The sequence below is a fragment of the Inquilinus sp. YAF38 genome (assembly GCF_052113205.1).
In the GTDB taxonomy this organism is placed as follows: Bacteria; Pseudomonadota; Alphaproteobacteria; order DSM-16000; family Inquilinaceae; genus Inquilinus.
Map to the genome: position 1 here is coordinate 39258 of NZ_JBFRCU010000013.1, position 17686 is coordinate 56943.

The 17686-nt window shown below is 69.7% G+C and carries 21 protein-coding genes; 10 read left to right on the forward strand and 11 right to left on the reverse strand.

Annotated features, from left to right (window positions below):
- Positions 1-789: a phosphodiesterase gene (locus AB4Z01_RS08330; RefSeq protein ID WP_441692369.1), complete on the reverse strand. Its 789-nt coding sequence runs from the start codon at positions 787-789 to the stop codon at positions 1-3.
- 119 nt (positions 790-908) lie between these two features.
- A complete protein-coding gene (locus tag AB4Z01_RS08335; RefSeq protein ID WP_441692370.1) occupies positions 909-1970 on the reverse strand; it encodes a trypsin-like peptidase domain-containing protein in 1062 nt (353 codons plus the stop codon).
- A gap of 273 nt (positions 1971-2243) precedes the next feature.
- Here AB4Z01_RS08335 and AB4Z01_RS08340 point away from each other — a divergent pair, with 273 nt between their 5' ends.
- Positions 2244-2471: a hypothetical protein gene (locus AB4Z01_RS08340; protein ID WP_429226209.1), complete on the forward strand. Its 228-nt coding sequence runs from the start codon at positions 2244-2246 to the stop codon at positions 2469-2471.
- A gap of 13 nt (positions 2472-2484) precedes the next feature.
- Here AB4Z01_RS08340 and AB4Z01_RS08345 read toward each other — a convergent pair whose 3' ends face one another.
- The 5 genes from AB4Z01_RS08345 to fabI all read right to left on the reverse strand — a co-directional run bounded on the left by AB4Z01_RS08345 (position 2485) and on the right by fabI (position 5656).
- Positions 2485-2919, reverse strand: coding sequence for a type II toxin-antitoxin system VapC family toxin (locus AB4Z01_RS08345; RefSeq protein WP_441692371.1), 435 nt, complete (start codon positions 2917-2919; stop codon positions 2485-2487).
- Positions 2916-3164, reverse strand: a complete 249-nt coding sequence (locus AB4Z01_RS08350; RefSeq protein WP_441692372.1) for a FitA-like ribbon-helix-helix domain-containing protein — start codon at positions 3162-3164, stop codon at positions 2916-2918. The genes AB4Z01_RS08345 and AB4Z01_RS08350 overlap by 4 nt, the downstream gene beginning before the upstream one ends.
- Positions 3165-3228: 64 nt before the next feature.
- On the reverse strand, positions 3229-4305 hold the full coding sequence (aroC, locus tag AB4Z01_RS08355) for a chorismate synthase (protein ID WP_441692374.1): 1077 nt from the start codon (positions 4303-4305) through the stop codon (positions 3229-3231).
- Between the two features lie 20 nt (positions 4306-4325).
- Entirely contained in the window at positions 4326-4820 is a 495-nt protein-coding gene (locus AB4Z01_RS08360) for a GNAT family N-acetyltransferase (protein WP_441692375.1), read from the reverse strand.
- The gene (gene fabI, locus AB4Z01_RS08365) at positions 4817-5656 is read right to left on the reverse strand and encodes an enoyl-ACP reductase FabI (protein ID WP_429226205.1); all 840 of its coding nucleotides are present in this window, start codon (positions 5654-5656) and stop codon (positions 4817-4819) included. The genes AB4Z01_RS08360 and fabI overlap by 4 nt, the downstream gene beginning before the upstream one ends.
- A 112-nt stretch (positions 5657-5768) precedes the next feature.
- On the opposite strand from fabI, the gene AB4Z01_RS08370 reads away from it, so the two are divergent.
- A complete protein-coding gene (locus AB4Z01_RS08370; protein ID WP_441692377.1) occupies positions 5769-7130 on the forward strand; it encodes a YihY family inner membrane protein in 1362 nt (453 codons plus the stop codon).
- A 37-nt stretch (positions 7131-7167) separates the two neighbouring features.
- Here AB4Z01_RS08370 and AB4Z01_RS08375 read toward each other — a convergent pair whose 3' ends face one another.
- Positions 7168-7638 carry an RT0821/Lpp0805 family surface protein gene (locus AB4Z01_RS08375; RefSeq protein WP_441692379.1) on the reverse strand — a complete coding sequence of 157 codons (471 nt, stop codon included), beginning with the start codon at positions 7636-7638 and terminating at the stop codon, positions 7168-7170.
- Positions 7639-7817: 179 nt separating this feature from the next.
- Between AB4Z01_RS08375 and pdxH the strand changes: the two genes are divergently transcribed.
- From pdxH to sppA, 4 genes are all read left to right on the forward strand, one after another.
- Positions 7818-8435: a pyridoxamine 5'-phosphate oxidase gene (pdxH, locus tag AB4Z01_RS08380; protein WP_441692469.1), complete on the forward strand. Its 618-nt coding sequence runs from the start codon at positions 7818-7820 to the stop codon at positions 8433-8435.
- Complete coding sequence (locus tag AB4Z01_RS08385) at positions 8432-9382, forward strand: cation diffusion facilitator family transporter (protein WP_441692381.1); 951 nt, start codon at positions 8432-8434, stop codon at positions 9380-9382. Before pdxH ends, AB4Z01_RS08385 begins: the two co-directional genes overlap by 4 nt.
- A 265-nt stretch (positions 9383-9647) precedes the next feature.
- Positions 9648-10220, forward strand: a complete 573-nt coding sequence (locus tag AB4Z01_RS08390; protein WP_441692382.1) for a peroxidase-related enzyme — start codon at positions 9648-9650, stop codon at positions 10218-10220.
- A gap of 21 nt (positions 10221-10241) precedes the next feature.
- The gene (sppA, locus tag AB4Z01_RS08395; RefSeq protein ID WP_441692384.1) at positions 10242-11996 is read left to right on the forward strand and encodes a signal peptide peptidase SppA; all 1755 of its coding nucleotides are present in this window, start codon (positions 10242-10244) and stop codon (positions 11994-11996) included.
- A gap of 74 nt (positions 11997-12070) precedes the next feature.
- Here sppA and AB4Z01_RS08400 read toward each other — a convergent pair whose 3' ends face one another.
- Entirely contained in the window at positions 12071-12670 is a 600-nt protein-coding gene (locus tag AB4Z01_RS08400; RefSeq protein ID WP_441692386.1) for a VOC family protein, read from the reverse strand.
- A 117-nt stretch (positions 12671-12787) separates the two neighbouring features.
- Here AB4Z01_RS08400 and AB4Z01_RS08405 point away from each other — a divergent pair, with 117 nt between their 5' ends.
- Positions 12788-13282 (forward strand): MarR family winged helix-turn-helix transcriptional regulator, encoded by a 495-nt coding sequence (locus AB4Z01_RS08405; protein ID WP_441692387.1) that lies wholly within the window; start codon positions 12788-12790, stop codon positions 13280-13282.
- Positions 13283-13472: 190 nt separating this feature from the next.
- Positions 13473-13934 carry a hypothetical protein gene (locus tag AB4Z01_RS08410; protein ID WP_441692388.1) on the forward strand — a complete coding sequence of 154 codons (462 nt, stop codon included), beginning with the start codon at positions 13473-13475 and terminating at the stop codon, positions 13932-13934.
- Positions 13935-14003: 69 nt separating this feature from the next.
- Here AB4Z01_RS08410 and AB4Z01_RS08415 read toward each other — a convergent pair whose 3' ends face one another.
- Complete coding sequence (locus AB4Z01_RS08415) at positions 14004-14747, reverse strand: TlyA family RNA methyltransferase (protein WP_441692390.1); 744 nt, start codon at positions 14745-14747, stop codon at positions 14004-14006.
- Between the two features lie 98 nt (positions 14748-14845).
- Between AB4Z01_RS08415 and AB4Z01_RS08420 the strand changes: the two genes are divergently transcribed.
- Positions 14846-15919: a Gfo/Idh/MocA family protein gene (locus AB4Z01_RS08420; protein ID WP_441692391.1), complete on the forward strand. Its 1074-nt coding sequence runs from the start codon at positions 14846-14848 to the stop codon at positions 15917-15919.
- Positions 15920-15929: 10 nt separating this feature from the next.
- Here AB4Z01_RS08420 and AB4Z01_RS08425 read toward each other — a convergent pair whose 3' ends face one another.
- Positions 15930-16346, reverse strand: coding sequence for a hypothetical protein (locus tag AB4Z01_RS08425; protein ID WP_441692393.1), 417 nt, complete (start codon positions 16344-16346; stop codon positions 15930-15932).
- A gap of 286 nt (positions 16347-16632) precedes the next feature.
- Here AB4Z01_RS08425 and AB4Z01_RS08430 point away from each other — a divergent pair, with 286 nt between their 5' ends.
- Positions 16633-17685, forward strand: coding sequence for an efflux RND transporter periplasmic adaptor subunit (locus AB4Z01_RS08430; RefSeq protein WP_441692394.1), 1053 nt, complete (start codon positions 16633-16635; stop codon positions 17683-17685).
- The last annotated feature ends 1 nt before the right edge of the window (position 17686 follow it).

Below are 17686 nucleotides of genomic sequence, written 5' to 3' on the forward strand. Positions count from 1 at the left end.
TCACGACACGCGCCGCTGCACCCCGTCGATCGGCGACAGGTGCGAGATCAGTCGCTTGCCGGTCCAGTACAGCAGCCGGACCAGCGGCGGCTCGATACCGACCGTCAGCTCCGCCCCCTGCTCGAGATTGAACCCGACCGCATGCGACGGGCTGGGCCCGATCGAGGCCGGGATGCCGGCGAAGGTGGTGTCGACCGCGCGATGGACATGGCCGCACAGCACATGCACCACTTGGCGGTGCCGGACCAGCACCCGGGCCAGGCCGTCGCCATTGCCGCAGCGCCAGCCATCCATCCGGGTCAGGCCGGTCTCGAAGGGCGGGTGGTGCATGAACACCAGCGCCGGCTGCTGCGGCGCCTCGGACAGCCGGGCGTCGAGCCATTCCAGGCGGTCGTCGCACAACAGCCCTTCGATCCGGCCGGGGATAGTGGTGTCGAGCCCGATCAGGCGCAGGCCGCCGGTCTCGCCCGAGATGTTGAGGAACGGGCCGTCGGTGCCGATGCCGGCATGGCCGGCGAAGGCCTCGCGCATCGCCTCTCGCGAATCATGGTTGCCGGGGATCGCCAGCATCGGCAGGCCCAGCGGCGCCAGCGCCTTCTGAAACAGCCGGTACGATTCGACGTCGCCGCGGTCGACCAGGTCGCCGGTGACCAGCAGCAGGTCCGGCCGCGGCGACAGCGCGGCGAGATGCTCGGCGCAGCGGCGCAGCGCACCGAGCGCGTCGATCCCCGTCTCGACCGCGACATCCGGCGTGGTCACATGGGTATCGGTGATCTGGGCGATCAGCATGAACATCCTCGGCGCCGCGGGAGACGGGATCGGCACGGCTGCGAGGGGCCGCGCCGATCGGATCCCAGACCGTTACAACGACGGCGAGGCCCGACGCCAGCGCCGGAATGTGAATACGGCTATTGCGCGCCGAGCGCGACCGGAAGGCTAAGCGTCTCCTTGCCCCGGACCACGGTCAGCATCACCGAGGTCTGCGGCCGCATCAGGCCGACGGCGTTGCGCAAGGCGGTGGCGCCGTCGATCGGGTGCCCGTCCAGCCCCGTCACCACATCGCCGACCTTGAGGCCGGCCGAGGCCGCCACGGTGCCGGGGACGATGCCGGTGATCAGCGCGCCGCGGTTGACCGAGATGCCGCGCGACGCCGCCTTGGCCGCGGTCAGATCCTCGATGGCGACGCCGAGCCGGGCCCGCGACACCGAGCCGAACTGCTCGATCTGGTCGATCGAGTTCTTGACCATGTGCATCGGGATGGCGAAGCCGATGCCGGCATTGGCGCCGGACGGGCTGAGGATGGCGGTGTTGATGCCGACCAGGCGGCCGTTGAGGTCGATCAGCGCCCCGCCGGAGCTGCCGGGATTGATTGCCGCGTCGGTCTGGATGAAGTCCTCATAGCCCTCGATGCCCAGGCCGCTGCGGCCGGTGGCGCTGACGATGCCCAGCGAGGCGGTCTGGCCCAGGCCGAACGGGTTGCCGATCGCGACCACGAAGTCGCCGATCTTGGGCATGTCGGTGTTGTCCACCGGCAGCTCGGTTTTCAGCCCTCTGGCGGGAATGCGCAGCACCGCGATATCGATGTCGGCGGCCGAGCCAACGACCTGGGCCGTCACCTCGTTGCCGTCGCCCAGGGTAACGCCGATCTCGGTGGCGTTCTCGACGACATGGGCGCTGGTGACGACCAGGCCCTTGGCGGCGTCGACGATGACGCCGGAGCCGACGCTGCGGAACGACTTCTCCTTCTCGCCGCCGAAATAGCGCCGGATGTCGGGGTCGCGCAGCATCTCGGCGCTGGGGCGCACGGTGCCCTTGACCTGGACGTTAACCACCGCCGGCATGGCCTCGGTCAGCAACGGGTTGAGGGTGGGAAGGGAGCCGCGCGAGGCGGTTCCGGCCGAGCCTCCGGAATTGCAGGCAGCCAGCGCCAGCATCGCAGGCACGATCAACAACGTCAGGATGCGGCGCATCACGTTTCTCCTTCCGGTCCGCTGGAAGATGTGCGCCGGTTTGCGCCAAGCGTCCAGGTTTGGGTGCCCCCACCGAACCCGCGAGGTCGGCGAAAGTTCACGGTCGGTCAGGGTGGCGGCACGGAGCCCGTCGGAGCAAGGGTTTTGCGATCGCGGTGTCGCCGCCCCTCCCGTCCGGCTGCCGGCCGGGCTATATAGTCGGACATGACGACCGTGTGACAACGGCATCGGCGACAGACATCGGGGCTGCGCCCAGATCCGGAGAGAGATTTCATGACCGTGAGCGACCACGCCGACCGCGCGGATATCGAGGCTTTGGCGAAATTTTTGTCCGAATCCGACGGGGCTGCGGTGGCGCCTTATGCCCTGGTACGGCGCGGCAGGATCAAGTGCTTCTTCGACAACCCGACGACGGCGACCGAAAGCGGCATCCAGGCCTATGCCGACCGCGCCTTCTCGGTGATCGACGTCCGGGCGCAGAGGGTCGTCCGCCGGCGATGAGAGGCAAGGCCCGCTACTGTTGCGGCGTACCCGATGGCCATGGATCGATGAGTTCGATCCCACAATCGACGAAATCAGCCGTGTTTCGCGTCGCCAGAATGCCACCGCGTGAGAGGACAATGGCGGCAATCTGCGCGTCGAACTGGCTGATCGGGCGCCCGGCCGACCGTCGATCCGCGGCGATGATGCTGTAGGCAGCAGCCGCATCGCTGTCGAAGGGCAGGATACGGCCCGCAAACTCCTCATTGAACAACGACCGCGCGGCCCCCAACAGATCGTCCCGGCGCCGACCCTTCGGCAACAGCACCAGCCCATAGAGGATCTCGGCCTGGGTGACGGCGGTGACGAAGAGCGACGGTATCGGCTGTGCTCCAAGCCACGTCGCCACCGCCGGCTCCGGGCGTGGCCGCATCAGCTCCGATAGGACATTGGTATCCAGGACGATCATTCGTCTAAGCGCGGTGGCTCGCGCATCGCATCCCGGGGAAGATCCGGCAGGTCAACGCCGCCCAGGGGAGCGAAACGTCGGCGGATCGCCTCGGCCAGATTCTTCGGCCGGCTCGGCTCCGTCGACAGCGCAGATCGGAGGATGTCGCGCGCCTCGTCTTCCATCGACCGGCCGTGCTTGGCGGCGCGCAGACGGAGGCGCGCCTTCAGCTGCTCATCGAGCTGCCGGATGGTGATGCTCGCCATCGGACCACTCCTGCAATCAATGATTGCAAATTAATCATTGATTGCAGAGTCGACAAGGGTCCGCTCAGCCCCGATCCTCGATCGCCCGCTGCCGCAGCAGGTGGTCGGCCAGGACGCAGGCCATCATCGCCTCCCCCACCGGCACGGCGCGGATGCCGACGCAGGGGTCGTGCCGGCCCTTGGTCAGGATCTCGGTGTTGTGGCCCTCGATGTCGACCGTGCGCCGCGGGGTCAGGATCGAGCTGGTCGGCTTGACCGCGAAGCGCACCACCACCGGCTGGCCGGTCGAGATGCCGCCGAGGATGCCGCCGGCGTTGTTGGCGGTGAAGCGAACCGCGCCGTCATTGCCCATCAGCATCTCGTCGGCGTTCTCCTCGCCGGACAGGGCCGCGGCGCCGAAACCGGCGCCGATCTCGACCCCCTTGACCGCGTTGATCGTCATCATCGCCCGGGCCAGATCGCTGTCGAGCTTGTCGTAGATCGGCTCGCCCCAGCCGGCCGGCACGCCCTCGGCCACCACCTCGACCACGGCGCCGGTGGAGGACCCGGCCTTGCGCACGCCGTCGAGATAATCGGTCCAGCGCGCGGCTGTCTCGGCATCAGGGCAGAAGAAGGGATTGCGGTCGACCTCGTCCCAGTCCCAACGGTCGCGGTCGATCCTGTGCGGGCCGATCTGGACCAGGGCGCCACGGATGGTCACCCCAGTCAGGATCTTGCGGGCAACGGCGCCGGCAGCGACCCGGCAGGCGGTCTCGCGGGCGCTGGACCGGCCGCCGCCGCGCGGGTCGCGGATGCCGTACTTCTTCCAATAGGTGTAGTCGGCATGGCCAGGCCGGAACTTGGCCGCGATCTCGGAATAGTCCTTGCTGCGCTGGTCGGTGTTCTCGATCAGCAGCGAGATCGGCGTGCCCGTCGTCTGGCCCTCATAGACGCCGGACAGGATCTTCACCTCGTCGGCCTCGCGCCGCTGGGTGACGAAGCGCGACTGCCCCGGCTTGCGCTTGTCCATCCAGGGCTGGATGTCGGCCTCGGCCAGCGGGATGCGCGGCGGCGTGCCGTCGACCACGACGCCGATGGCGGGCCCGTGGCTTTCGCCCCAGGTGGTGAAGCGGAACAGGGTTCCGAAGCTGTTGCCGGCCATATCCGTATCCGCCTGGGCCCTCAGCCCTCTCGAGCGACGCGCTCGAGGGCGTCGCCCTCGAGCCGATAATAGATCTTCTGCGCCAGCCGCGCCGCGCCGATCCGGTCATAGAGGCGCTGCGCGCCCTCGTTCCAGGTCTCGGTGGTCCAGTCCAGCCGGGTGCAGCCGCGGCCCTGTGCCAGCCGCGCCAGGAAGCGCAGCAGCGCCTCGCCGGCGCCGAGCCCGCGCGCACCGTCGCGGACATACAGGTCTTTCAACTGCAGATGCCCGGTCAGGGCCCGACCCGGGAACAGCATGCCGAAGCTGGCGGCGCCGACCGCCCGGCCGTCGATCTCGGCCAGGGCGATCTCGGTCGGATGCTCGCCATAGACATAGCGTTCGACCCGCTCGGCCGTGACCGCGTCCGGGTCGAGCACCCGGCCTTCGGCATAGTGCCGGTCGAGGTCCTGGAACACCGCCGTCACGGCCGCACGATCGGCAGCCGTGGCCAGCCGGACCGTGACGGCCACGCTCATGGCTTCGGCGCCAGGCCCTGCAGCAGCTCGGCGGTCGCTGCGGCGGCATCGACCGAGACCATGCCGACGGTGTGATAGCCGCTGTCGACGTGATGGACCTCGCCGGTCACGCCGGAGCCGAGTTCGGAGATCAGGTACAGCCCGGCGCCGCCGACCTGCTCGATGGTGACGTTGCGCTTCAAGGGCGCGTTCAGCTCGTTCCACTTCAGGATGTAGCGGAAGTCGCCGATGCCGCTGGCCGCCAGGGTCTTGATCGGGCCGGCCGAGATCGCGTTGACCCGGATGCCGCGGCCGCCGAGATCGACCGCGAGGTAGCGCACGCTGGCCTCCAGCGCCGCCTTGGCCACGCCCATCACATTGTAGTGCGGCATCACCCGCTCCGCCCCGTAATAGGTCAGGGTGAGCAGGCTGCCGCCGTCGCCCATCAGCGGCACCGCGCGCTGCGCCACGGCGGTGAAGCTGTAGCAGGAGATGTCCATGGTGCGCAGGAAGTTGTCCCGCGTCGTGTTCAGGTACAGGCCGTCCAGCTCGTTCTTGTCGGAGAAGGCGATGCCGTGCACCAGGAAGTCGAGCCGGCCCCACTCGCGCTCCAGCGTCTGGAACACGGCGTCGATGCTGGCCTGGTCGGTGACGTCACAGGGCAGCACGAGGGTCGAGCCGACGCTTTCCGCGAGCGGCTTGACACGCTTGTGAAGCGCGTCACCCTGATAGGTGAAGGCGAGCTCCGCACCATGCGCCGCACAGGCCGAGGCGATCCCCCAGGCGATCGACCGGTCGTTGGCGACGCCCATGATCAAGCCGCGCTTGCCTTGAAGGAGCGGAGAGGGAACCGTCATTGCAGAGCCTCAGTTGGGGTCAGGACACCCGAACGGGGCGCGCCGCGGGTCCTTGGATGAGAGTGCGGGGATCGTACACGAACGCCCTGTCGGGTCAAATGTGGGCTGATGAATGGCATCGGGACCGGGTGATCGGCAAGAGCGGGGCCGGAGTGTCGGCCAAAAGGCCCGCCGCTGGGGACGGGCGCTCTACACCTTCGGCCGCTACGCCGTGCTGCGCTTCTGGAACGACCGCGGGGCGCAGGCGGCCTCGGCCCTGACCTATTCCTCGCTGCTGGCGCTGGTACCGATCGCCACTATCGCCTTCTCGATCCTGTCCGCCTTCCCCGCCTTCGGCCTGATCAAGGGTGCGGCCCAGACCTGGCTGGTCGAGATGCTGGTGCCGGAGGTCGGACACACCGTCTTGAACTATCTCGAGGGTTTCAGCCAGAACACCGGCCGGCTGACCGCCTTCTCGATCGTCGGCCTGGTGGTCAGCTCGGTGCTGCTCCTCGCCACAATCGAGGACGCGTTCAACGGCATCTGGCGGGTGAAGGAGCAACGGGCCTGGGCGGTGCGGATCGTCACCTTCTGGGCGATCCTGACCCTGACCCCGATCCTCGTGGTCGCCAGCTTCTCGTTGACCATCAACTTCTTCACCAGCCATGGCGGCTTCGGGCAGGAGCTGTGGTCGCCGTTCATCGGCTTCGTGCCGCTGGTGCTGCAGTTCATCGGCTTCACGCTGTTGTACCAGCTGATCCCGAACCGCTCGGTGCGCTGGAACGACGCCGTCATCGGCGGGGCCATCGCGGCCGTGGCGTTCGACCTCTCCAAGCGCCTGTTTGCCTGGTATCTGCGCGAATTTCCGGCCTATGAGACGATCTACGGCGCCCTGGCCACGATCCCGATCTTCCTGCTGTGGCTGTACCTCGCCTGGTCGATCGTGCTGATCGGCGCCGTGATCGCCGCGGCGCTGCCGGACTGGCGCTCCGGCCGCCTGCTGGGCGGCGAGATCGACAGCCTTCTGCCCGGGCCGCGGCTGACCATCGCTGTCGCCATCCTGCGCGAGCTGGCGGCGGCCAGCCGGCTCGGCATCGGCCTGCATCGCCCGACCCTGCTCGACCGGGTGCCGGTCGGCATCTCCGCCCTCGACGGCATGCTGGAGCAGCTGCGCCACGCCCGCTTCGTCGAACGCTCCGCCTCCGACAGCTGGCTGATCTCGCGCGACCTCAGGGTGACGACGCTGGCCGACCTGCTGCGCGGCCTCGGCATCGGGATGCGCGGCAAGATCGGCGAGGTGCCGGGGCTGGAGGGCGCCTGGCTGCAGGCGCTGGCCGACCGCATCCACGCCGCCGAGGAGGCGCATCACGACAGCCTGGGCGTTCCTCTGGCGACCGTGCTGGTCGACGAGCCGCCGGCCGAGCGCATCGGCCGGGCGGAGAAGCCGCCGATATCGCTGCACCGCGCTTCCCCGAATGCGGAAGGCCCGCCGTGAGCGACGGGCCTTCGCCGAACGGTTCGGACCCCGCGTCTTAGCCGTTCACGATCCGCCAGGTTCCGTCGCCTTCGCGGCAGGCAGTGCCGGTGCCGGTCTGGGCCCGGCCCTCGACATAGATGGTCTGGGTGAAATCGCGGCAGTTGCGCCCGCTCTCCTGATAGGTCCGGGTCGGGGTGACCGTGCCGTAATTGCCCGAATCCGGGTTGCGCCAGGAGCTCTCGGTGCCGCTGTGGCTGTTCTCGAAGGCCTGGTTGTAGGTGCGCTCGGCGTACAGCTGATCCGACCGGTCGAGCGAGGCGCCGACCGAGTTGCCGAGCCAGCCGCCGATCAGCACGCCCGCGGCCGTGGCCGCCAGCTTGCCGGTGCCGCCGCCGAACTGCGAGCCCAGCAGGCCGCCGCCGGCCGCGCCGATCAGGGTGCCGGCGCCCTGCTTCGGGCCGTAGTCCTGACAACCGGCCAGGGCGACCGCGCCGACGAGCACGGCGGCGATGGTGAACTTCCTCATGATAACTCCGATCCTCCTGCGATGCCCGCAGCGGGCATCGGACCTGTCCTGGCCGCCATGGACTTCACGGCGTCGATGCCTAATGTAGCCGGACTTCGATCGAATGAAGGCCGTGCGCCATGACGACGCCCCCCTCCACCATCCCGAATCCCGGCAATGCCGCAACCGAACCCGCCAATCTGGATTTCGTTCCGCCGGCGGACCCGTTCGCGCTGTTCGAAACCTGGTTTGATCTGGCGGCGGCGCATGAGATCAACGATCCGAACGCCATGGCGCTGGCGACCGCGACCGCCGACGGCGCGCCGTCGCTCCGCATGGTGCTGCTGAAGGGCGTCGACGACGCCGCGGCCGAAGCGCGCGGCTTCGTCTTCTTCACCAATCTGGAGAGCCGCAAGGGCGAGGAATTGGCGCGCAACCCAAGGGCGGCGCTGTGCTTCTACTGGAAGAGCCTGCGCCGGCAGGTGCGGGTCGAGGGGCCGGTGACGTCGGTCGAGTTGGCCGAGGCCGATTCCTATTACGCCAGCCGGGCCCGCGGCAGCCGAATCGGCGCCTGGGCCTCGGCCCAGTCGCGCCCGCTGCCCGACCGCGCGACGCTGGAGCAGGCGGTAGACGAGGCCACCCGCCGCTTCGGCCCGGAGGAGTCGGATGGGCCGGTGCCGCGGCCACCGCACTGGTCCGGCTTCCGCCTGGTGCCGTGGCGGATCGAGTTCTGGCAGGAGCGGCCGCACCGGCTGCATGACCGGGTGGTGTACGAGCCGGGCCTCGACGGCTGGCGCCACCACCGGCTGTATCCGTGACCGACGCCGCCCGGACCGGGCAGGCCGGCGGCGACCAGGCGCGGCGCGACCGCCTGCTGCGGCTGGCGACGACGGTCAGCGTCTCGGTCGCCTCGACCCTCGCCGTGCTCAAGTTGGCCGCCTGGCTGGTCACCGGGTCGGCGGCGATCCTGTCCTCGCTGCTCGACAGCCTGGTCGACGTCGCCGCCTCCGGCATCCTCCTGATCAGCGTGCGCCACGCGCTGCGGCCGCCCGACCGGTCGCACCGCTTCGGCCACGGCAAGGCCGAACCGCTGGGCGCCATCGCCCAGGCCGCTTTCGTCGGCGGCTCGGCCCTGCTGTTGATCTTCGAATCGGCCGGCCGCTTCATCACCCCGACGCCGATCGTCGAGGTTCCGCTGGGCATCGCCGTAATGTCGATCTCGCTGGTGGCGACGGTCCTGCTGGTGGTGTTCCAGCGCGGCGTCGCCCGCCGCACCGGATCGACCGCGATCGAGGCCGACCGGCTGAACTACATCGGCGACACCGCCACCAGCGTGGTGGTGCTGGCGGTGCTGGTGATCGGCCAGCGGCCGGGCTGGCTGTGGCTCGACCCCGCCGCCGCCATCGGCGTGGCGCTGTGGCTGCTGGTCAGCGCCGCCCGCATCGCCCGCCGCGCCGTCGACCACCTGATGGACCGCGAGCTGCCGCAAGAGGAGCGGCTGCGCATCGCCGCCATCGTCCGCGCCGATGCCGAGGTCGCCGGCCTGCACGACCTGCGCACCCGCAGCGCCGGCGGCACGCGTTTCATCGAGCTGCATGTCGAGATGGAGGGCGGCCTGACCCTGTGGCAGGCCCACACCGTCTGCGACCGGGTCGAGGCGGCGCTGTCCGCCGCCTTCCCCGACGCCGAGGTGATCCTGCACCAGGAGCCGGCGGGGCTGGATGACGAGCGGCTGGACCACCGCATCTACAAGCGCCAGGGCTAGCCTCCCGGGGAGGTATCTCTCTCCGACTCTCCGTACCTTCCTCGTCATGGCGAGCGAAGCGTGACCATCCAGTCGTGCAGCCGGAACAAGCCCCACCATCCTGGATGGCCACGCCCCTCCGGGGCTCGCCATGACGATGAGGGACATGGGTCATCGTCAATGAGGGTCGGTATCAAATCATCGCCATGGATCTCACCGCGAGCCGGGTTCGACCCAGCCCCTGCCGCCTGCTAGGCTGCCTCGGCGACCAGAGAGGATCCCAACCGTGCCGCAGCCCGATCACGTCATGGCCTTGCCGATTCCGGACGAGGCCGCGCTCGATGACGATCTCAAGGCCTACTACGCCAAGTGCCTGGAGAAGCTGGGGCTGGTGCCGAACGTGATCCGCGCCTACAGCCTGCGGCCGAAGAAGCTGCGCAACTTCATCGCCACCTACAACGAGCTGATGCTGGGCGACAGCGGCCTGTCGAAGCTGGAGCGGGAGATGATCGCGGTCACCGTCTCCTCCGCCAACCGCTGCTACTACTGCCTGGTCGCGCACGGCCAGGCGGTGCGGCGCCTGGCGGACGACCCGGAGCTCGGCGAGATGCTGGCCCTCAACCACCGCGTCGCCCGGCTGCCGCCGCGCCAGCGCGCCATGCTGGACTTCGCCTGGCTGCTGACCACCGAGCCGCACAAGGTCGGCGATGCCGAGCGAGCGGCGCTGCGCGGCCACGGCTGCTCCGACCAGGACATCTTCGACATCTGCGACGTGGCCGGGTTCTTCAACATGTCGAACCGGGTCGCCTCGGGCGTCGACATGATGCCGAACCGCGACTATCACGCGATGAACCGCTGATCCCCCCGGCAGGAATCATTCATGGGCCGCTTCATCCGCGCCATCCTCATCATCTTCGGCGTGCTCTTCCTGCTGCTGATCGTGGCCGCCGGCGGGCTGGCCTGGTACGCGGCCGACCGGTCGCCGCAGTTGCCGAAGGGCGACCTCGCCCTCATGCTCGACCTGCGCAGGGGCGCGCCGGACGGGGTCCCGGCCAGCGCCTTCAGCCTGAGCCGCAGCCCGCTGACGCTGCACCAGACGATCGACGCGATCGACCGCGCCGCCGCCGACCCGCGGGTCGGCGCCATCGTCGCCCGGCTGTCGGCCGACGCGGTGCCGCTGGCCTCGGCGCAGGAGCTGCGCGATGCCATCGACCGGGCGCGGCGGGCCGGCAAGCTGACCGTGGCCCATGCCGACGATCTGGGCGGCGGCGGGCCAGGCAATGTCGCGGTCTTCCTCGCCGCCGGCTTCGACCAGACCCTGATGATGCCGCAGGGCGCCGTCGGCCTGACCGGCATCTCGGTCGAGGTGCCGTTCGTGCGCGACCTCCTGGACACCGTCGGCGTCCAGCCCGAGGTCAGCAAGCGCGGCCAGTACAAATCGGCGCCCGAGACCTTCACCGAGCGCGACTTCACCCCGGCCAGCCGGGCGATGAACGAGGCCATGGCCCAGGGCCTGTACGACCAGTTGGTCGCCGGCATCGCCCAGGGCCGCGCCCTGCCGCCGGACCAGGTCAAGCGGCTGATCGACGGCGGGCCCTACACGGCAAAGGAGGCGATCGACGCCAGGCTGGTCGACAAGCTGGCCTATTGGGACGAGGTCGACGGGCTGGTCGACGCCCGCGCCGGCCGCAAGCTGACCGAGGTCAAGGCCGACGCCTATCTCGAAGCGACCGAGCCGGAGGTGAAGAAGGACCAGCCGCGGATCGCGGTGATCTACGCCACCGGCCCGATCGTCGACGAGCCGTCGGAGGGCAGCCTGCAGCGCCAGATCGTCGGCCGCGAGCTGGCCGAGACCATCGACGACGCGGTCGAGGACGACAAGATCAAGGCGATCGTTCTGCGCATCGACAGCCCCGGCGGCTCGGTGATCGCCTCCGCCCTGGTCGGTCGGTCGGTCGGGCGGGCGCGCGACGCCGGCAAGCCGATCGTGGTGTCGATGGGCGAGACCGCGGCCTCCGGCGGCTATTGGATCGCGGCCCAGGCCAAGGCGATCGTGGCCCAGCCCTCGACCCTGACCGGCTCGATCGGCATCTTCGCCGGCAAGCCGGTGCTGCAGGCGCTGTGGAAGAAGGTCGGCGTCAACTGGGGCAGCGTGCAGCGCGGCCGCAACGCCGGCATCTGGACCGTGAACGAGCCCATGGACGCCACCGAGAAGGGCCGCTTCGAGGCCGGCGTCGACGCCGGCTACGACGCCTTCGTGCAGTTGGTGGCCAAGGGCCGCGGCATGGACCCGAAAGCGGTCGACGCCGTCGCCCAGGGCCGCGTCTGGCTCGGCAGCGAAGCGGTGAAGAACGGCTTGGTGGACCGGCTGGGCGGCCTCGACGCGGCCATGGTGATCGCCCGGCAGGCGATCGGCCTCGGCCCCGACGCCAAGGTGGCGGTGGTGCGCCTGCCGCGGCCGCGCTCGGCCCTGGACACGCTGCGCCGGCTGATCTCCGGCAGCCCCTTGGGCGGGGCGGCGCTGCTCGAGGCCGGGCTGAGCCCGCTGAGCCCGATCGCGGAACGCTTCGGTGCCGTCGCCGCCGTCACCGACGGCCCGGTCGCGGCAATGCAGCCGCTGCTGCTGGGGCGCTGACGTCGTAGGTTAGGTTCGCGAACCGCGAACCTAACCTACGAGACTGCGGTGGTCCTGCACGACACCATCGTCACTTAGAGGGGCAGCTCCTGGCCGGCCTGCTCGCGGACGATGTATTCGGCGTACCAGTCCGGCCAGTTGGCGTCGTGCACGCCGCCGTTCCGCTTTTCATGCTCGCCATGCGCCGCCGCTGCCCGCCGCAACGCGGCCGCGAGCTCGCGGGACGAGGTGAAGGTGGTGTCGCCCGCCTCGACGCGCCCGGGCAGGCGGTTCGTGACCTCCTGGATCTGCCAGGGATTGCCGTCCGGGTCCTTGAACGAGGCCCAGGAGGCATAGCTGCGCCGGGTCGGCTCCGGCCCGCTGCGGCGCGCGCCGGTCGCGTCGAAATGATAGATCTCGCCGACCTCGACGCCGCGGGCGGCCAGTTCGGCCTGCGTCGCCACGATGTCGGAGACGATGAAGTATGGGGCCACGGTGTTGCCCTGGCCGAAGATCACCGAGGCCGGTGAGCCCGGCGGGGTGACCTGGATGACCCGGAAATTGTCGCCGGAGATGTCGGCGTCCAGCCGCCAGCCCAGGCCGGTGTAGAAGCCCTTGGCGCGGTCGATGTCCGAGACCGGGATGGTGACGACCTCGAGCTTCAGCTCGGGGGCCCGCACATTGGTGTTGCTCATGCCCTGCTCCCTGGGTTGCGGGAGCTCGCGGATCTGCGCGTTCTCCCTTTTAAATCGCGTCCGTTTTAATCGGACGCGATCTATATAGAGGCAACATCATACGACGCGAGGCCCCTCGTGACCCAATCCCATGACCGGGCGCTGCCGAAGCTGGCCGATTTCCTGTGCTTCGCGGTCTATTCGGCCAATCTCGCCTTCGGCCGGGCCTACAAGCCGATCATCGAGGAGCTCGGCATCACCTACACCCAGTGGATCACCATCGTCGCCCTATGGGATGACGACCACCAGACCGTCAAGAGCCTGGGCGAGAAGCTGTTCCTGGAATCGAACACGCTGACGCCGATCCTCAGGCGGCTGGAGGAGCTCGGCTATCTCCGTCGCCGGCGCGACCCCGCCGACGAGCGGCAGCTGATCGTCGGCCTGACCGAGGAGGGACGCCGTGTGCGCGAGCAGGGCGAGCAGCGCGATCTGGTCGACGCGACGGGCCTGGATGCGGCGGAGTTCACGGCGCTGCAGCAGGCCGTCGTCAAGCTGCGCAGCAGCTTGCTGAAGCACGCGAAGGGGGGCGGGGCCGACGCGGAGGAGCCGAGACGCAGAACCGGGACGCGGTGAAGCGACAGCCGGCCACTCCGGCCCTTGCCGACAGACGGTGTACGGTGCCAGTCTCGACCGCATGTGGGGGAGCCGAACGTATAGCAGCCGTCATCGACCGATCGCCATCGGTTTGGTCCTTGCGACGCTATCGGCTGTCACATCTTGCGGGCGTGTTCCGCAGTCGCCGGATCCATCGCCTGGATCAGGCGTGGAACTCATCAGCATCGAGAATGAGACGGGGCCCTTCTGTGGGCGATGCGACAGCGTCAAGGTCACCGCATACTCAGATGGGCGAGCGCTGATCGAACATTCCTACTGGACTGACCCGGAGTGCAAGGGCCTGGACTGCGGTCTGGTGACCTTGCGCTATCCACGGCAAATCACAGCCGAGCAGTTCAGGCGCTTCCGGGACCAGTTGCAGCCCTTCCGGCCAGTTGGCCGGTTGACGTTCCAAGACAAGCCACCCTGCCGGACGTTCCTGTACGATTTGGACGGTGTCCGGGTGCAGTGGCATGGTGCAGGCCCGGATGCGGATCTGGTGTTCAATTTCGGCTGTGATCCGCAAGAACGACGGGAAACCGCGAAAGCGTTGAGAGAAGCACCGGACAAACTCGGCATCCCCAAGCTCTGGATGCCGTGGGATCAGTGGATGGTCACTTCGCCCGCCTGATCTCCTGTGCGAACGGGCCCGTCTCGCCTTTCGCATCGGGCGGTTCTGAGTCGCCCGGCCACCGCCGCCTCACCCTTCGAACCGCCCGCCGATCAGGAACTCGACATTGCCCTCCGGGCCGGTGATCGGGCTTTCGGTGACGCCCAGCACCTGCCAGCCCGGGCGGGCGGCGAGCCAGGCGGCGATGCGGTCGCAGACCTCGCGGTGCAGCGTCGGGTCGCGCACCACCCCGCCCTTGCCCACCCGGTCGGGCCCGACCTCGAATTGCGGCTTGATCAGCGCCACCGCCCAAGCGCCCGGCGCGGCCAGGCCCAGCGCCGCCGGCAGCACCGTCTCCAGCCCGATGAAGCTGGCGTCGCAGACGACGATGCCGATCGGGTCCGGGATCAGCGCCCGGTCCAGGTGCCGGGCGTTGGTCCGCTCCAGCACCACCACGCGGGGATCCTGGCGCAGCGACCAGGCCAGCTGGCCGTGGCCGACATCGACAGCATAGACCTTGGCGGCGCCGCGATGCAGCAGCACGTCGGTGAAGCCGCCGGTCGAGGCGCCGACATCCAGGCCCGTCAGGCCCGCCGGGTCGATGCCGAAATGGTCCAGCCCCTTGACCAGCTTCAGCCCGCCGCGGCTGACCCAGGGATGGTCGCGGCCGCGCACCGACAGCGCCTCGGGCCGGGCCACGCCGTCGCCCGGCTTCTCGACCCGCTTCGTCCCCTCATAGACCAGCCCGGCCAGGATCAGCGCCTGGGCCCGCGCCCGGCTTTCCGCCAGGCCGCGCTCGACCAGCACCAGATCCGCCCGCGGCCGCTTCGCCATCGCTTCCCTCCGCCAAACCATCGGATGCGGTTTACACCGTTTGCGGTTCTGGGGTGAGATTCCGATCCGCCTCCGAGTCCCCAAGGGAACGATCCCGCATGCCCCCCTGCAACTTCGCCATCGTCGGCCCCGGCTGGCGCACCGAGTTCTTCCTGCGCGTCGCCCGGGCGCTGCCGGAGCGCTTCCGCATCGACGGCGTGGTGGTGCGCGACCCCGCCCGCGGCGCCGCTTTCGAGGCGCAATGGGGCCTGCCGACCTTCCGCACCACCGAGGCGCTGCTGCGGCTGACCCGGCCGCGCTTCGCCGTGGTGTCGGTGCCGCAACCGGCCGCGCCCGGGGTGATCGCCGAGCTGGCCGCCGCCGGCCTGCCGGTGCTGACCGAGACGCCGCCGGCGCCCGACCTGGACGGGCTGCTGCGGCTCAACGAGCTGGTCCGCGGCGGCGCCCGCATCCAGGTGGCGGAGCAATATTTCCTGCAGCCGACCCATGCCGCCCGGCTGGCGCTGATCGCCGCCGGCCGGATCGGCACGCCGAGCCACGCCCACATCGCGGTGGCGCATGGCTATCACGGCACCAGCCTGATCCGGCGGCATCTCGGTCTCGGTTTCGAGAACGCGACTATCCGGGCGCAGGGCTTCACCAGCCCGATCGTCGCCGGCCCGACCCGCGTCGGCCCGCCGGCCGAGGAGCGCATCGCCCAGTCCGAGCAGACCATCGCCACGCTCGATTTCGGCGGCCGCTCGGCGCTGTTCGACTTCACCAGCGACCAGTACCACCACTGGATCCGGTCGCCGCGCGTGCTGGTGCGGGGCGAGCGCGGCGAGATCAAGGATGACGAGCTGCGCTTCCTGCAGGACCACCGCACCCCGGTGACGCTGCGCCTGCTGCGCCAGGATGCCGGGCAGTATGCCGACATCCAGGGCCATCACCTCGTCGGCATCCTGGCCGGAACGGAGTGGGTCTACCGCAATCCATTCGCGGGGGCGCGGCTGAACGACGACGAGATCGCCGTCGGCGCCTGCCTGGCCGGCATGGCCCGCTATGTCGAGACGGGGGAGGAGATCTACAGCTTCGCCGAGGCGGCGCAGGACCAGTACCTGGCGTTGTCGATCGCCGCGGCGAAGGCGTCGGGCGAGGCGGTGCGGACCGAGACGCAGCCCTGGGCAACCTGACGGCACCCCGTCAGTGGAGGCTGCCCTCGCTAGCGCTGGAGCTGAAGATCGACTGCACCAGCCCGGAGAAGCGGCGCGGGTCGTAGGGCTTCGACAGGATCGGCAGGTTGCGGTAGGCGGCCGGCAGGCTTTCCCGCGGATAGCTGGTGGCCAGGATCACCGGCACGCCGCGCTGCAGCAGGATGTCGAGCGCCGGAAACGCGGCGGCCCCGCAGAGATTGATGTCGACCATGGCGCCGTCGATCGACTGGCTGCGCGCCATCTCGACCGCGCGCGAGACCGTTGTCGCCGGTCCGACCACGGTGCCGCCCCAGGTCCGGAGCGTCAGTTCGAGGTCGAGCGCCACGATCTGCTCGTCCTCGACGATCAGGATGCGGCGCCCGTGCAGGTCGACCGCGTCCTCTGCTTCACTGTAGAGCAGTCCCATTCCACCAGTCCCGGGCTCGGCCATGCGCAGGCCGTTCCTCCGGGTCCCTTCCAGTGCCGCTGCGGCGCGGCGGGCGAAATTGTCATATCATGGCCATAAACACGGGATTACGGTGCCTGTTCCCGATCGTCTCACGGTTGCGACGGAATCACGCCGCCATGCCGTGAAGGACGAAGCCGGCTTTCATCAAGAAGAAACGGGCGGTTGGTACTAGAATGCGCCCGTGAGAACGGGTGCGCGTACGGAAGGGGGCTTCGCGGACGCAATGCGCGCGTGGAAACAACTTGTGATCATCGGCCTGCTCGCCGCCGCGGCGGCGGGGGTGTGGCGCTATGCGCCGTTCCGGGCCGATGGTGCGATGGCGCCGCGCGGCGGCCCGGTCGCGGTCCCGGTCTTGCTGGCGCCGGCGCACACCGGCACGGTGACCGAGGCGATGGACGCGGTCGGCACCACCAGGGCGCGCGAGGCCGTCACCATCACCGCCAAGACCACCGGCATCGTCGACCGGATCGAATTCCAGGACGGCCAGGTCGTGCCCGCCGGCGCCCCGATCCTCCGGCTGGACAGCGACGAGCTGGTGGCCACCGTCGCCTCGGCCGAGGCCGAGCTGCGCAACGCCCGCCTGTCGCTCGACCGCGGCGAGGCCCTGTCGAAGGCCCGCAACATCCCCCAGGCCCAGGTCGACACCCTGCGCTCCGATCTCGAGGTCAAGACCGCGGCGGTGGCGGCGCAGAAGGCCCGGCTGGCGGAGCGGGTGATCACCGCCCCCTTCGCCGGCACACTGGGCATCCGCAGGGTCAGCCAGGGCGCGCTGGTGTCGCCCGGCACCGCGATCGTGACGCTGGACGACCTCAGCCGGGTCAAGGTCGACTTCAACCTGCCGGAGATGCTGCTGTCGCGCCTGGCCCCGGGCCTGACCCTGGAGGTCCACAGCGACGCCTATCCCGACCGCGCCTTCACCGCCGTCGTCACCTCGGTCGACACCCGCATCGACCCGGCCACCCGGTCGGTCACCACGGTGGCGGAGATCGACAACCGCGACGGGCTGCTGCGCCCCGGCATGTTCCTGACCGTGCGGGTGCAGTTGTCGACCGACGCCTCCGCCCTGCTGGTGCCGGAGCAGGCGCTGGTGCCGCAGGGCACCCGCCAGTTCGTCTACCTCGTGGTCGATGGCAAGGCGGTGCGGCGCGAGGTGACGCTGGGCACCCGGCTGCGCGGCCAGGTGCAGATCCTGTCCGGCCTGGCCGCCGGGGAATCGGTGGTGGTCGAGGGCACGCAGCGGCTGCGCGACGGCGTGCCGGTCCAGGTGCAGGGGGCCGGCACGGCGCCGGCGACCTGAC